Annotated in this window: 12 protein-coding genes; 8 read left to right on the forward strand and 4 right to left on the reverse strand. The window is 44.0% G+C overall.

Features of this window, described 5'->3' with window-relative positions:
- The first annotated feature begins 10 nt into the window (after positions 1–10).
- The 3 genes from tatC (at position 11) to DDT91_RS01740 (ending at position 2,537) form a co-directional block, all read left to right on the forward strand.
- Positions 11–871 (forward strand): twin-arginine translocase subunit TatC, encoded by an 861-nt coding sequence (gene tatC / locus DDT91_RS01730; RefSeq protein WP_187174397.1) that lies wholly within the window; start codon positions 11–13, stop codon positions 869–871.
- Between the two features lie 11 nt (positions 872–882).
- A complete protein-coding gene (gene rpiB, locus DDT91_RS01735; protein ID WP_187174398.1) occupies positions 883–1,320 on the forward strand; it encodes a ribose 5-phosphate isomerase B in 438 nt (145 codons plus the stop codon).
- A gap of 143 nt (positions 1,321–1,463) precedes the next feature.
- Positions 1,464–2,537, forward strand: coding sequence for an AI-2E family transporter (locus DDT91_RS01740; protein WP_187174399.1), 1,074 nt, complete (start codon positions 1,464–1,466; stop codon positions 2,535–2,537).
- Positions 2,538–2,723: 186 nt separating this feature from the next.
- Here DDT91_RS01740 and DDT91_RS01745 read toward each other — a convergent pair whose 3' ends face one another.
- Together DDT91_RS01745 and DDT91_RS01750 are read right to left on the reverse strand one after the other, a co-directional pair.
- Complete coding sequence (locus tag DDT91_RS01745) at positions 2,724–4,343, reverse strand: S8 family peptidase (protein ID WP_187174400.1); 1,620 nt, start codon at positions 4,341–4,343, stop codon at positions 2,724–2,726.
- 101 nt (positions 4,344–4,444) lie between these two features.
- Entirely contained in the window at positions 4,445–5,836 is a 1,392-nt protein-coding gene (locus tag DDT91_RS01750) for a hypothetical protein (RefSeq protein ID WP_187174401.1), read from the reverse strand.
- Between the two features lie 85 nt (positions 5,837–5,921).
- On the opposite strand from DDT91_RS01750, the gene rbfA reads away from it, so the two are divergent.
- Positions 5,922–6,305: a 30S ribosome-binding factor RbfA gene (rbfA, locus tag DDT91_RS01755; protein WP_187174402.1), complete on the forward strand. Its 384-nt coding sequence runs from the start codon at positions 5,922–5,924 to the stop codon at positions 6,303–6,305.
- A gap of 12 nt (positions 6,306–6,317) precedes the next feature.
- On the forward strand, positions 6,318–7,544 hold the full coding sequence (locus tag DDT91_RS01760) for an FtsX-like permease family protein (protein WP_255501991.1): 1,227 nt from the start codon (positions 6,318–6,320) through the stop codon (positions 7,542–7,544).
- Between the two features lies 1 nt (position 7,545).
- Here the strand turns inward: DDT91_RS01760 and DDT91_RS01765 are convergent, their stop codons facing one another.
- On the reverse strand, positions 7,546–8,745 hold the full coding sequence (locus DDT91_RS01765; RefSeq protein WP_187174403.1) for a tetratricopeptide repeat protein: 1,200 nt from the start codon (positions 8,743–8,745) through the stop codon (positions 7,546–7,548).
- Positions 8,746–8,922: 177 nt separating this feature from the next.
- On the opposite strand from DDT91_RS01765, the gene DDT91_RS01770 reads away from it, so the two are divergent.
- From DDT91_RS01770 to DDT91_RS01780, 3 genes are all read left to right on the forward strand, one after another.
- Positions 8,923–9,582 carry a hypothetical protein gene (locus DDT91_RS01770; protein ID WP_255501992.1) on the forward strand — a complete coding sequence of 220 codons (660 nt, stop codon included), beginning with the start codon at positions 8,923–8,925 and terminating at the stop codon, positions 9,580–9,582.
- Positions 9,583–9,629: 47 nt separating this feature from the next.
- A complete protein-coding gene (gene solA / locus DDT91_RS01775) occupies positions 9,630–10,751 on the forward strand; it encodes an N-methyl-L-tryptophan oxidase (protein ID WP_187174404.1) in 1,122 nt (373 codons plus the stop codon).
- 86 nt (positions 10,752–10,837) lie between these two features.
- The gene (locus DDT91_RS01780) at positions 10,838–12,625 is read left to right on the forward strand and encodes an ABC transporter ATP-binding protein (protein ID WP_187174405.1); all 1,788 of its coding nucleotides are present in this window, start codon (positions 10,838–10,840) and stop codon (positions 12,623–12,625) included.
- On the opposite strand, the gene DDT91_RS01785 is transcribed toward DDT91_RS01780, so the two are convergent.
- A complete protein-coding gene (locus tag DDT91_RS01785) occupies positions 12,622–13,293 on the reverse strand; it encodes a class I SAM-dependent methyltransferase (RefSeq protein WP_187174406.1) in 672 nt (223 codons plus the stop codon). The genes DDT91_RS01780 and DDT91_RS01785 overlap by 4 nt on opposite strands.
- Positions 13,294–13,355: the final 62 nt, after the last annotated feature.

A 13,355-nucleotide genomic window follows, 5' to 3' on the forward strand; every position in this document is an offset into this window, starting at 1 on the left:
GATTCCCAAAGTGGCTTTAGATCAATATCAAGAGGAAGAGGAAGGAATGTCCTTTTTGGACCACCTGGAAGCACTTCGCTTTCACATCCTCCGGTCAGTAGCAGCAATTCTCATTTTTACCGTGATCGCCTTCTTGGCGAAGGACATCGTATTTGGCATGATCATTCTAGGTCCTTCCAAGGTAGATTTCCTGACCTACAGGGTGTTGTGTGATATCGGTAATTATTTTGGAATATCCGCACTTTGCATTGATGAACTTCCATTCACGATTCAAAGTAGGCAGATGACCGGCCAATTCACCATGCATATGACCTCCAGCGTGGTGGTGGGTTTTGTGGTTGCTTTCCCTTATGTGTTTTGGGAGATTTGGAGATTTGTAAGTCCAGGACTATATGACAAGGAGAAAAATGCAGCCCGGGGAGCGGTTTTCTTTGTGAGTTTTCTCTTTTTGTCTGGAGCGGCTTTTGGCTACTTTGTCCTTTCTCCTTTGTCCATCAACTTCCTGGCTAACTATCAGCTTGATCCTTCGATCCTGAATGAGTTTGACATCACTTCCTATGTGACCACACTCACGATGTTGGTGATGGCTTCTGCGATTATGTTTCAGCTGCCTGTGGTCGTATATTTCCTCTCCATGTCTGGATTAGTAACCTCCAGAATGCTGAAAGAATACAGAAGACATTCCATTGTGATTATTTTGATCGTGTCTGCGATCATCACTCCTCCGGATGTCATCAGTCAGCTCTTAATTGCGATGCCGATCTTGGTATTGTATGAAGTGGGAATCATGATCGCGAAACGATTGGAAAAGAAAAGGGCAATAAAAGCTGCGAAAGAGGAAGAAGAAAGAAGATCCCAAACCAACGACTAAGCAGAGAAAATATGTCAAAGAAAATAGCCATCGGCGGAGATCATGCCGGATTTGAATACAAGGGAAAACTGATTCAGAGATTGAAGGACCTTGGATACGAAGTCAAAGATTTTGGACCATTTTCGGCAGATTCTGTAGACTATCCGGATTATGTGCATCCCCTTTCTTCGGCTATTGAGAATGGCGAATTTGAATTGGGGATTGTAATTTGCGGAAGTGGAAATGGTGTAGCCATCACCGCCAATAAGCATCAGGGTATCCGAGCGGCACTTTGCTGGAATGAAGACTTGGCAGCTTTGGCGCGGCAGCACAATGATGCCAATGTCTTGGCGATTCCGGCTAGGTTTATTACTTATGAACTTGCTGAAAAGCTGGCGGAAATATTCCTTTCAACTCCTTTCGAAGGGGGTAGGCATAGCCATAGAGTCAACAAGATTGCCTGTTATTGATTCAACTTTGTGGAGCTTTCCTGAATAAGGAAGGCTCCGTTTTTTTGGAAAAATCCTGTTTTTATTTGGTTGGCCTGACTTTTATCAGAAATTTATTAGGCTAGGTGTGAGTAATATTGTTTTACTTTCTAAAGCTTACACCCATGAATCCAGCTAATAAGTCTTTGTCCCAGCAAGTAAATTCCTCCTCTATCATCAACCATGCAGTCAGATTGGGGGCACTTGGAATTTTGTTGTTTTGGTGTTTCAATATTCTTGAGCCATTTGTTATTCCCATCATTTGGGGATTTGTTTTTGCCTCCACTTTTTCTCCTCTCCACAACTACTTAACCGGAAAATTTCAGCTTAAGGAAGGGCTCTCAGCCACCCTGATTACCCTGTTGGCCTTGGCTGTTTTAGTAGTTCCTCCTGTGATTTTTATCCTTGTTGGGGCAGAAGAGATTCGAGGACTCGCAAGCCGTCTTGAATCAAACGACCTCTTCATTCCTCCAGCTAATGAACAGGTTAAATCATGGCCTTTGATAGGAGAAAAGGTCTTTGCTTTTTGGAACGATGCTTCTACCAATCTTACTGCTACTATGCAGAAACATCAGGAAAGCTTAAAACCCATTCTTGCCAATTTGATACAAAGCTTGAAAAAGACAGCCGGAGGAATCCTTTTAATTTTCATATCCATCATAATCAGTGGAGTTCTATTGGCATTTGAAAAGGAAGAAACTGGATTTTTCAAAAGAATGCTGATTAAGTTAGCCGGCCAAAAAACCGGGGAAAAAATGGCTGGAGTGGCCAAGCAGACCATTCAAAATGTAGTGAAAGGGATTTTGGGTGTGGCTGCCATCCAATCCCTGGTCATTGGCATTGGACTTTTTGTCTTTAAAGTTCCTTTTGCACCGGTCTTGGTTGTGGTCTCTTTGATTTTGGCTATAATCCAGATAGGGCCTCTCCCTGTGGTTATTGGAGTGATTGCCTACGCCTGGAGTACGATGGATTCAGGACCTGCTGTGATTCTTACCATTTGGATGATTCTTGCAGGATTGTTGGATAATGTCCTGAAGCCAATCCTTCTTGGAAAAGGCGCCACCGTTCCGATGTTAGTCGTGTTTCTTGGGGCCATTGGAGGATTTATTTATTCCGGATTTTTGGGACTTTTTACTGGCTCAATCATTCTTACATTGGGATATCAGCTATTAATTACTTGGTTGGACTCTGAGGGATGAAAAAAATCTGATGGTCCGGAATCCTCCCCTCATCCTACAAGCTTCAAACGCAATGGCCGAGGGAGTTTGCGACCATTTGGAATCACTGGAAAAGTAGTCGATAATCATAAAAAAAATTCCCCGGACTATTCATTTTCTTTTCCGGGGAATTTTATGTTGCGATTTTTTTAGAGAAGCTTAAAGACTTTACTTCATCTTTGCTACTTGATCTGCCAAAATCAAAGCATTGTATAGATTGGCTATTCTACCGGATTTTGAAATTTCAGAAAGTGATTTTTCTTCTGAATCACCCAGTGTGATTTTGATTTGTGGGCTTATTCCGGAATCCATGATGATTTTCTTTACTTGACTTGCCGAGAGTTGAGGATAAAAGGATCTGATCAGCGCGGCTATGCCGGCCACTGCAGGCGCAGCCATCGAAGTGCCCCCTTCAAAGTCATACGTGCTGCCTGGCATGCTCGAATAGATCTTATCCCCAGGGGCGAAGATGTCCACGTTTTCCCTTCCATAATTGGAAAATGAAGCGACCATTTCCGAGCCAAATACGGGAGACAATGCTCCAACTGTAATGTAATTATCGACAATTTCTGGGTTGTTTTTTCCCAAGTGGTCATTTGGAAAATTGGAGTTTTCAGGATCGTCTAGGTTTATTCCGTCATTTCCGGCGGCATGCACAAAAAGGACATCTTTTGAGGCCGCGTACTTTAGGGCTTCATACACCCATTCCGAATTAGGGGAGAATTTTTTGCCAAAACTTGCATTAATGACTTTGGCTCCATTATCTGCAGCATATCGGATGGCATAGGCAATGTCTTTGTCATATTCATCTCCATCAGGCACCGCCCTGATGCTCATGATTTTCACAGATTGAGCAACTCCATTTACCCCTTTTTTATTGTTTCGGCCAGCAGCGATAATTCCGGCCACATGCGTGCCATGACTTTCTTCAGGGTCACGGATGTCCGGATTTCCATTGCCGTACTTGTTATCTGAGAAATCATAGGGATTATCTCCTACAGGCTTTCTTCCATCAAAATCAATATTCAGATTGTAGGCTACTTGAGATTGGTAGTATTTGATTCCATCTTGGAGATCAGATAAGGCGGAGGGAATATCCAGTCCCATGCCCATTACCTGAATTAAAACGCCAACCAGTTGCTCTTCTTGGGGTGATTGGACTCTGTAATTTTCTAAGTCTTGGATTGAATAATATTCTTTTCCCAGTTTCTTTTGAATATCTCTATGGGCCAAGCTGACAAATTGCTGGATTTGCTCAAGTTCTGGAAGAGCTTCTTTGGCTTCTGGAAGTCTTGAGTCCAGTTCCTGTTGTGCTTTCTGCTGAAGGGCTTCATCTCCCAATTTGAGACGAAGAATTCGGGTAAACTCTAATTGCTCATGGTAGGACTCGCCCAAGAAATTGTAGCCATGAATATCATCTACATAGCCATTACCGTCGTTGTCAATTCCGTCACCTGGTTTCTCTCCCGGATTCACCCAAAGTACCTCTTTAAGATCCTCGTGATCCAACTCGATACCCGAATCGATCACCGCAACTACCACTGGTTGGCCTTTTTTCTTTTTGATCAGCTCTGCATAAGCTCGATCTACACTCATTCCGGGGACGGTGTCCTGGAGCAAATCCAAATGTCCCCAACGCTGGGCTTGGGAATCGGTTAATTCGGAGACTCTGCTGGAGGAGCCTTGATAAGAAATCGGATTACCGGTAATTATTCCAGTACTGCTGCATCCCATAGCCAGTATCCCGATACTCAGGCCGGCCAGAGGCTTAAAGAAAGATGTATTCATAGGCTAAAGGTAATGCAGGTCAAGGATTTTTGACTTGGATAGGGTGTTAAAAAAGGTAAAGTGGAAACCATGGTTTTCTCAGACCTGTACGCACTCTCGGATTACTTTACCGTAAAAACTCCGGGGCTGCTCTCTTGATAGTATTCCTTTAGGGCTGGGAGATCGTCCAGTAATTTTTTGAAATAGCCTTCTTTGTCTAAGACAAAGTCGGGTTGTTGTTGAGTAAGTTTTTGGAAAATCTGTGCTTTTTGTTCGAGGGTTTTTTCTTTGGAAAAGTAGCTTTTTGATAAGTGATAGTTCAAAAAAGGCCCTCCAAGAGGTGCCTGTTGGTACGATGAACAGTCATTTCCCAAAACCATGATGCTGCTTCCTTCTGGAAAAACTTCCTTGGAGTTGGTACCCACGAAGTAAAGTTGATCTGTCTCGACTCTTGCCTTCCAGTAGGCTATGCCACCTGCAGGTAATCCAAGGACCAATAAAAAGAAGGATAATTTAGCTAAAACTCCGGTCTTGAAATGAAGAAAGAATTGGGTAATCATATAGGTCATCCCTGGTATGAATATCAATAATTGATAAGAGGCTTGCCTTTTTACCAATAAAAAAACGAGGGCTGAGAAAATAAGCCAAATGATGATCAGCTGCCGCTGCTTCTGTTGGTTGATGGTGGCCCCTCGGAAAAAGGAACCAACGAAAAATCCAAAAAAGGCCAATAGAACAGGCAGGATCCCCGGGATTAGCCAACTGAGATAAGGCTGATAATCGTATCCTTCGTAAGTAAATACCATCGGCCAAACCTGTAAGGCCTCTTCCAAACCATCATTCCAGAAGTAGAATACCAAAATCAGCAAAATGGGAAGGAAAAAACCCACCAAAGCCAAAAAGAGCTGGCGGAAAGAAAATCCTGATATTGCTAAGCCCGTGAAGATGATATAGGGCAAAAACAAAATAAAATTCAGATGGAAACCTGTGGCAAGCCCTCCATAAATTCCGATAAGAAGTGTGGATTCACTCGTTTCTTTTTGAAGTACAGTTTGGGAAAAAAGCTGCCCCAGTGCCAACATCAGGAAAGTGCTTCCCATCAACGTAGGAGAAAGACTCAGCAAATCAAAAGAAAAATGGTACAAGGCAGCCATGATAATAGCCGGCAAATAGGTGTTCTCGTCAAATACACGGTATCGGATCAAAACGGTGTTCCAATATAAAATTTGTAAAAAGACTAAGATTCGGCCCAGAAAATCATAGATCAGTTCATTTCGACCAAAGAAATAGTGAATAGCGGTAAAGACTCCGGCAGATAAAGGGCCGGTATCATCCATCACATCCTGATACATAAAATACCCCTGATTGAGCCGTTCTCCCAATACCATCCAAAGGAGCTTGGGTTCCGTGATCGGAAATGGAAATAGCGCTAACAAAACAAACCCGAACAAAAGCAAGTAGATTACTACTCCGATCAGGCGAAAAGGGTCGTTGACTTTAAAAAAACTGAGCAAGGCGTTTGAGGGAGATTGGGTTGGTTTGGGTCGAAATTAAAGCTTGCCCAAGTATTTCGCTAAATTTGTACCACAAATACTTCACATGGAAAGCAAAAGACAACAAAAATACGCTAAACTGATCCAAAAAGAACTTGGGGACATTTTCCAGAAAGAAGCCAAGCATCTGATTGGAAGAGCTATGGTGACGATAACCCGGGTAATGGTCAGCCCTGATTTGGGGTTTGCCAAGGCCTATCTCAGTTTTTTATTGGCCGACCCAAAGTCCCTTTTTGAGTTGATCAACGATCATAAAAAGGAAATCCGCCATGCTTTGGCTAAGCGGATAGGTAAAACTGTCCGGGTAATACCTGAATTGGCCTTTTTTCCTGATGATTCGGCCAGTTATGCCCAACATATGGACAAGGTAATCTCGGATTTGAATATTCCTCCGGCTCCAGAGGAGGAGGAAGAAGAGGAGGAAGATTAATCCCTAACACACTTGAACACCAGTTCTTTCATTGCAGGTCGGTACTTTCGCAGTAAGAAAAAACGGAATTTTATTACTGTACTTTCCATCATTTCCATGGTGGGAGTGGCTATCAGCACCATGGCATTGGTTGCCGTGATGTCAGTATTCAACGGGCTGGAAGACCTGATTAGAAGCCTTTTTGCCAGCTTTGATGCAGAACTGAAAGTGGAGCCTGCCCAAGGCAAAAGCTTTGTAGTCACAGAGGACTGGCTGGAAGCCATCAAATCCCTGGAAGGGGTGGATATCGTCACGGAAGTCATCGAAGACAATGCACTGTTGGAATATCGTGGCAATCAACAGGTAGCCCGCATCAAAGGCGTTTCGGATAATTTTCTGGAGCAGGGACGGTTTTCCAAAGGATATTTTTGGGGAGATACCACCCTCGGCACCCCAATTCGTCCGGGGGCTATTTTGGGTAGGGGTGTTGGATTTTTCCTTTCAGTCAATTTGGGTGAAATCAATTCCTCACTCAAAGTGTATTATCCAAAAGCTCCCCGTACTGCGGGAAGTATTGATCCCAATCAACTTTATTCCAGCGCACAGATTGAACCTAGAGCATTTTTTAGCATTGAGCAGAAGTTTGACAACGAATATGTCATCGTCCCGCTTGAGTTTTCCAAAAACTTGCTGAATTATGGGCAAAAGCGCACCTCTTTGGAAATCAAGGTAAAGGAGGAAGCTTCCATTTTAGAAGTTCAAAAGACTCTGAAAAGGCATTTAGGTCCGGAGTTTTTGGTGAAAAATGCGGACGAACAGCATGCCGGACTTATCCGCACCGTCAAGCTCGAAAAACTCTTTGTTTTTCTTACACTCACCTTCATTCTTGCGATTGCCTCTTTCAACATATTTTTCTCCTTAAGCATGTTGGCCATAGAGAAAAAGAAGGACATCGCTATCCTCAAATCCATGGGCGCCAAGGACCACCTGATTAGGAGTATTTTCCTCAAACAAGGAGCGATGATTGCCTTTTCCGGGGCGATATTAGGCTTGATTTTAGGTTTTCTCTTGGTATGGGCGCAGGACTATTTCGGATTGATTTCTTTGGGAATCGCATCAGGTGTAGTGGATGCGTATCCGGTAAGGATCAACTGGATGGATTTTGCCTGGATCAGTTTGGCCGTAGTGACCATCACCTTGGCGGCATCCTGGAGACCGGCATGGATTGCCTCACAGGTGGATACCATAAAGGAACTTTGATTTAGTTTCCACCACAGATTTTGGTCCAGGCTGTTTTTGCTTCAGCCATTCCCAACTCCATCGCCCTTTTTAAGTCAGGGCAGGCTGAAGTACCTCCTGAAAGCCGATGTAGGGTGATCCCTTTGTGATAATATCCACTGGCAAGATCCGGATCATAAAAAGTGACCAAAGTAAAATCTGCCAGGGCATTTTTAAATTCGTTCATTCGATACCGGGATTGGCCTCTGGTGAGCAGGACTTCTGTGTTTTGAGGAGCTAATTCCAAAGATTCGAAAAAGGCATTTTCCGATTCTCTGAAATTTTTTAATTCAACCCAGCATTTACCTAAGTAATACCAAAGCTGGTAATCTTTTGGATCCAGGGATATGGCCTTCAGAAAATCTTCTTTGGCCCCCTGTGGATCCTTGTGGCTTAGCCGATAATAACCTCGCTGTTTGAAAGTTTCGGGGTTTTCAGGAGCGCTGACGATGGCTAGGGTTAATTCCTCCAGTGCTTCTTCATCGGTATTTTGGGTTAAGAAGACTAATCGCTGACGAGACAGAAAATGGTCTGGGTTGAGTTCAAGAGCTTTTTGATAATACCATTTAGCCTCAGATTTTTCTCCCATCAGCGCCAAGGCTTTTCCTTTTTCGGAATAATAGTCCGGTTCATCCGGTTGGAAATTGATAGCCGAATCCAGATAGACTAGCGCATCCGAAAACTCCTCAAGCTGAATACTGCAAAGCCCCAAATGGTAATAGGCCTGAGCGGGATTTGGAGTCTGGGGAGTAAAAATCTGGGAGAACCCACTTCCGGTAGCCGATCTGCGATAGATCACCTGGGTGGTTTCTCCTTTAGGCAATTTCAGATAGGTCTCAAAATCTTCCTTCGCCAGTTCATAAAGATCCTGTTGGTATCTGGATCTTCCCCTCTCTAAATAGACCTCTCCATTCTCAGGATAAAACCTCAAGTAGGCGGTGAAGTCTGCATCAGCATAGGACCACTCCTTTGCCTGCATCCAAATCCTTGCCCGGTACAGGTAGATTTCTCCATCATTAGGATGATCCTTAAGCCAAGAATCCAAAAGTGCAAAAGCCAAGGCAAGGTCATTTTTTTCGTACGCCTCCAATCCGGCCTGTCTTCTTTGGCTGGCAGGAACTATCTCTTGGGCCAAGCACCAAGAAAAGGTCATCAGGAAGGTCAGAATCAATACATAGCGCATTGCCTAATAGTCGAATTAATTTTTTTCTCTTTAGAGAAAATCTGATCTCACTTTCAACAGATTTTCAGGGGTTTTTGATTTCAATTCACCTTTTGAAGCGAGTTTTTTGAATTAATCGTTCAGGTTGAGACCAAAAAATCCACAAATCTCTCGGATTCACCAAAAAAAACTGATCAGATGATCAATAGAGGCACGTTTATTGAATTTCTGAAAGTAAAAACCGAATCCAATCGCCCTATGATCAAAAAATTACCCCTGATATTCCTGATGGTTTTGTGTTTTTACCAAAACGTTTCTTTTGCCCAGGACAGCACTTCTACGCAAAACTCCCTCAATTCCGGTACGATCTCGAGCCAGTTTGAATACATCTACAGAGTTTCCAATAATTTTCAGGAGTATGAAGTAGTGAAGAAGTCCAACTTGGAAAAACTGAAAGCCAATATTTTGGATTCTTTAAGAGTGCTCCGCAAAGAGGTGTTGGATCTGAAAACCCAACAAGCTGCTTGGCCGGATTCCATATTAGCCATCTCCCAACAATTGGAGAAAGCCATACAGGAAAAAGAAGAAGCGATAGTAGAGAAGGACAGCTTTTCATTTTTGGGGATGCCCATTCAAAAAGCGGTTTACTCTTCCATGATGTGGATGCTGGTGGCGGGTTTAGGTGCGGCCATGGCCTTTTTCTCCGTCCAATACTTTAGAAGTTTTGGAAGAATCAAAAAAGCTCAGAAAGACCTGGAAGATGTGCAGGAGGAGTTTGACCTACACCGAAGAAACACCTTGGAGAGGGAAAGAAAACTAAAGCGCGAACTGATTGATGCCCAGATGAGAAAAAATTGAAGTTAGGCCGGAATAAATCTCCGGCTTTATTTTTTTAATATTCCGACATGGAAAACCAGACTTTTGATGTGGCTGTAATCGGCTTGGGAGCTGTAGGAACTGCCACCCTTTATCAGCTCAGTAAAACCGGTGCAAAGGTTCTTGGTATTGATCGCTTTGCACCTCCCCATATCTTAGGTTCCAGTCATGGGGAGACTCGAATCACTCGCTTGGCAGTAGGTGAAGGAGAGGAATATGTTGCTTTAGCCAAACGATCCCATGAAATCTGGGAAGAAATAGAATCCATTTCGGGTCAGCAAATCAAAACCCGAACAGGGGGTCTTCTGATCGATTCTGGAGTGGTACCCTGGTCCAAGCATGGCTCGGAGGGGTTCTGGGACCGTACTGTCCGATTTGCTCATAATCAAGGAATTGAGTACCGCATTCCAACCTTGGAAGAGGTAGAAGAGTGTTTTCCTGCTTTTGAGATTCCAGCTACGGGGAAGGTCTATCAGGAAAAGGAGGCAGGATTTTTAAGACCCGAATTAGCCATCCAGACCCAATTGGCTTTAGCGCAACAAAATGGGGCCGAAATTTGGACTCATTCACCCGTGCTTTCGATCAAAGAGGAGGGGGATTCTTTTCTGCTTGAATTGGAAAACAGGTCTGTTAAGGCCAAAAAGATAGTTTTGGCAACAGGAGGATGGATCAAAGATTTTCTTTCTCCTGAAGAAAAAAGCAAATTTAAAATCTGCCGTCAGGTTTTGCATTGGCTTGAAATCGAACCCGGAGTGACTGACTGGACCAGATATCCGGTCTGGATGTGGGGGTTTGGTCCACATCCTGAGGATTTCATCTATGGTTTTCCATCCTTGGATGGCTTGACGGTCAAAATGGCTTCCGAATCATTTGTGGAGGTAGAGCATCCGGATCGGTTGGTACGTGAGGTAAGTGCGGAAGAGCAAGAAATGTTTTGGGAGGCTAAAGTAGAAGGCAAGGTCAAAGGCTTAAAAAAAAGCTTTGTGAAGTCTTCGGTTTGCTTTTACACCGTGACGGAGGATGCCCGATTTGTACTAGAGCCTATGCGGGGGAATCCTAATTTTCTTTGGGTTTCTGCCTGTTCCGGGCATGGATTTAAGCATTCTGCAGCTCTTGGAGAGGTTTTGTCCAGAAAAATATTGGGTTTATAAGCCTTCCTTGCAGCATCGATCCTGGGCTTTTTTATCATTTACGCCTTGAAAATCCTACTTTTGCCAACCTAATACCTCACTATCAAATGGCCAAAAAACGCGGAACTGCTCTGGAGCCTGAAGAAAAGCGGAAGTTGAACAAGCAGAATCTGAGCAAATTGGGAGGGATCTTTCGGTTTCTGATGCCTTATCGTTGGGCATTTTTTTCCGGATTGGTATTCCTGCTTTTTTCCTCTCTTACCTTATTGACTTTCCCCTTTGTGGCGGGCAAGCTGATCGATACCGCACAGGGTTCTGAATGGATTGTCAGTGATGTCAATTCCATTGCGTTGATTTTGATCGGTATTTTGGCTATCCAAAGTGTGTTTTCCTTTTTTAGGGTATGGCTTTTTGCCTTGGTTTCGGAGCGCTCGATGCGGGATATCCGGATGTCGCTGTATGCACGTTTGGTAAGGCTCCCTATGACTTTTTTCGACAAAAGAAGAACGGGGGAATTGATCAGCCGGATCACGGCAGACGTGAATCAGCTTCAAGACACCTTTTCTACCACCTTGGCAGAGCTATTCAGACAGGTCGTCACGTTGGTTGCCGGTGTTGCCTTTCTCCTTTTCAATACGCCCAAGCTTACGCTCTTCATGTTGGGTACTTTTCCGGTGCTTGTACTCTTTGCGATGGTGTTTGGGAAATTTATCCGAAGGCTTTCCAAGAAGACTCAAGACGAACTTGCAGCGGCTAATGTGATTGTGGAGGAAACTCTTCAATCCATCAGTACAGTGAAGTCATTCGTGGGAGAAGCCTACGAGTCTTCGAGGTATGGAAAAGGCCTCAATAAAGTAGTGGGTGTGGCACTGACGACCGCCAAGTTCCGAGGAGCCTTTATTTCATTTATCATCTTTGCGCTTTTTGGAGGAATTGTTGGGGTGATGTGGTACGGGGCTAGCCTGGTATCTTCCGGAGAAATGAGTGTGGGAGAGTTGGTGTCTTTCGTCCTTTATACCACATTTATTGGAGGATCCATTGCGGGATTGGGGGATATTTACAGCCAGTTGCAAAAGGCCATAGGAAGCTCTGAGCGTGTTTTGGAGATTTTGGAAGAAGATGCCGAATCCGAGACTGGCATGACTTCCTCTTCTTTCAAGGGAGAAATTCAGTTTGATCAGGTCAGATTCCGGTATCCAACCCGTCCCGAGGTGGAGGTGTTGAAAGAGGTTTCTTTTCATATTAGTCCAGGAGAAAAAGTTGCCCTGGCAGGTCATTCTGGAGCTGGTAAGTCCACCATTATCCAGCTTCTTTCCCGATTTTACGAGGTGGAAAGAGGAGCAATTCTGGTCGATGGACGCGATGTGAAAGATTGGGATTTGAAAGCCCTGAGAAGTAAAATCGGAATTGTTCCTCAGGAGGTGTTGCTCTTTGGAGGTTCGATCCGTGAGAATATTGCTTATGCCAAGCCGGATGCGAGTGAGGAGGAAATCATTCTTGCCGCCAGAAAAGCCAATGCCTGGCAGTTTATTTCTAAGTTTCCTGAAGGATTGGACACCTTGGTGGGTGAGCGAGGTGTAAAGCTTTCCGGTGGTCAGCGTCAGCGTGTCGCGATTGCCCGGGCCATATTGAAAGATCCGGCAATTTTGATTTTGGATGAAGCTACTTCTTCACTCGATGCAGAGTCCGAGTCTTTGGTACAGGAGGCATTGGATGAATTGATGAAAGGCAGAACCACGTTGATCATCGCTCACCGCCTGGCTACGATCCGGAAGGTAGATCGGATCTATGTGCTCAGCGAGGGTAAGATCGTCGAGCAGGGCAATCACTTGGAGCTTTTAAAAGACCCAACTGGCTTTTATTCCAATCTGGTACGCTTGCAGTTTGCGGATTAACGCAGGTTGTGGGCAGTGAGGGATTTGGTAAGGCCCAGTGCTTTTTCTTTCAGGATTTTTGCCCCAGGGAAAAGCAGCCTCATTTCTTTCTCATTGAGCAGTCGGATTTCCTCCAAATATTGCCGCGCAGCTTTTTCTTCCCATCGCTTCAATCGGCTTAGCCGGGTTTTGGTCAGAAGAAGAAAAACCAGGCTTTTTGGAAGAAATTGGGCAAAGGGAAGCGCATAATGTGCTTCTATCGGGAAAAATTTATTGGGAGTTTGAATAAAATATTTTCTTCCTACGCGCTGGATTTCTGCTGCCATTTTTTGCTGGTTTTCCAGCGTATACAGATGCTCTATGACCGAATTGGAAAAGATCAGATCAAAGCTCTTATCTGAAAATTCCCTCATATCGGTGGCATTTCCCAGTAGTGAATGGATATGAGGATGCGTAGTTTTTTCCAGGTGAAGGTTTAGTAGTGTAATTCTTACTCCAGGGATAGAGGGAATTTGACTGTTTTTCCAGAAGTAATCTGTTCCACCCACATCCAGAATCCGAATTTCTTTTTCAGGGTTAAAATTTCGGAAAAACAGCTTCTCAAATTTTTTGAGTCTTTTTGCTCTAAATTTTGCTCCGAGTGAATTTGGGTTATCCGAAGAAGAAAAAAGTTCGTAAATAAATTTCATGAAAGATGGTGTCCGATCGAGGTGTTATAAATAAATCCAAAAGTACTAATGGTTGAGAATTT

Origin of the sequence: Algoriphagus sp. AK58, from assembly GCF_014324365.1 — a bacterium.
Taxonomy (GTDB): Bacteria; Bacteroidota; Bacteroidia; order Cytophagales; family Cyclobacteriaceae; genus Algoriphagus.

What these genes read in the sequence shown, in the direction of transcription:
- rpiB (WP_187174398.1), top strand. Translation starts at nt 883, where the DNA reads ATGTCAAAGAAAATAGCCATCGGCGGAGATCATGCCGGATTTGAATAC.
- DDT91_RS01740 (WP_187174399.1), top strand. Translation starts at nt 1,464, where the DNA reads ATGAATCCAGCTAATAAGTCTTTGTCCCAGCAAGTAAATTCCTCCTCT.
- DDT91_RS01745 (WP_187174400.1), bottom strand. Translation starts at nt 4,343, where the DNA reads ATGAATACATCTTTCTTTAAGCCTCTGGCCGGCCTGAGTATCGGGATA.
- rbfA (WP_187174402.1), top strand. Translation starts at nt 5,922, where the DNA reads ATGGAAAGCAAAAGACAACAAAAATACGCTAAACTGATCCAAAAAGAA.
- DDT91_RS01765 (WP_187174403.1), bottom strand. Translation starts at nt 8,745, where the DNA reads ATGCGCTATGTATTGATTCTGACCTTCCTGATGACCTTTTCTTGGTGC.
- DDT91_RS01770 (WP_255501992.1), top strand. Translation starts at nt 8,923, where the DNA reads ATGATCAATAGAGGCACGTTTATTGAATTTCTGAAAGTAAAAACCGAA.
- solA (WP_187174404.1), top strand. Translation starts at nt 9,630, where the DNA reads ATGGAAAACCAGACTTTTGATGTGGCTGTAATCGGCTTGGGAGCTGTA.
- DDT91_RS01780 (WP_187174405.1), top strand. Translation starts at nt 10,838, where the DNA reads ATGGCCAAAAAACGCGGAACTGCTCTGGAGCCTGAAGAAAAGCGGAAG.
- DDT91_RS01785 (WP_187174406.1), bottom strand. Translation starts at nt 13,293, where the DNA reads ATGAAATTTATTTACGAACTTTTTTCTTCTTCGGATAACCCAAATTCA.